1 pseudogene is annotated in these 307 nt (G+C 57.0%); it reads left to right on the forward strand.

The annotated features are described in order from the left end of the window. Window positions 1-124 (forward strand): annotated as a pseudogene (locus tag AF337_RS45770) (chemotaxis protein CheW); the annotation flags it as partial. Window positions 125-307: the final 183 nt, after the last annotated feature.

Raw genomic sequence — 307 nt, forward strand, 5'->3', positions numbered from 1 at the left:
CGGCATGCGCTGGCGCGCCGATTACATCAACTGCCTGGTGAAGAGGGGCGGAGAATTCATCATTCTCCCTAATCTGCAGGCGATTTTTTCATCGAGGCACGACGCGGCTGGAGCCGCTAATTGACGCTGGATGAATTCAACGAGGGGTTTGGGGACCATGCGACTGACAATCAAGACGAAACTGGTGACCGCGTTCACCTTCATCATTGTAATGCTCGTGGGCACTGCCGCTTACGGTGTCTTCAGCCTTGGATCGCTGAACGACACGATCGATAAGCTTCTCGCCGGCCCGGCGGCCCGCCTGGAT

It is taken from the genome of Rhizobium ecuadorense (assembly GCF_001187535.1).
Taxonomy (GTDB): Bacteria; Pseudomonadota; Alphaproteobacteria; order Rhizobiales; family Rhizobiaceae; genus Rhizobium; species Rhizobium ecuadorense.